1 protein-coding gene is annotated in these 716 nt (G+C 42.0%); it reads right to left on the bottom strand.

Features of this window, described 5'->3' with window-relative positions; translation table 11 throughout:
• On the bottom strand, positions 1-716 hold a 716-nt coding region (locus ACFIO3_RS14720), incomplete at both ends, for a major capsid protein (protein WP_375704741.1).

Raw genomic sequence — 716 nt, 5'->3', positions numbered from 1 at the left:
GTGTAGAGGGGTTTTCCAACCGTGTTGGCAAAATCCAAGCTTTCTCCAGGAGAAAAGGTTTTTTGAAACACTCCCGGTGCATTGGCAGGCAAGAATTGACATTCATCAGGCTTAATGCCTATGGCGCGCTTTGTTCCAGCCTTCGCACTCACATTATAGTTATGAATACTCCGGTAATTAATGAAAGTCACACCCGCAAAGTCAAAACTGCCAAAGCTCCCAGAGCCAATCGAACTTGGTGTTGCAACTCCTCCAGCGCTATTCAAAGTTTGTGCAAGAGCTGTGTTGAGATAAGTCTCACGAATTGTTTTATGGTTTTTCAATTTGGAGAAAAACTCATTTCCACAAAGCCCAATAATGCGTGAACGATCAGTGAATGCTCCCTTTGAAGCTTCAATCATTTTCATAATGACTTGATCAACATGATCAGCAACATTGGTTGTTTCATTATTTAATTTAAAGTCAATCGGCTTTGGTGGTGCGATTTCCCATTCCTTGTACCAATCAACAATCACTGAACCATCGGCATCAAGAACCACCCCTTGAACAGCGCCAAGTTGCATGTTTTCCCATGTCAATTCGATTTCAGAAATCAGTTTCTTTTGTTTTCTGGCAATATATTTCATTGCCGTCTCGAGTTGATCTTCTGTCCCAAATTCACGCCGGTTTTGGATTTCCTCTGATTTCACCGTGTCACTTTTGGCAATCCGTGTTGT

The organism is Bartonella sp. AD328YNZD, assembly GCF_042196425.1.
This window is presented reverse-complemented; position numbering and strand designations above follow the sequence as displayed.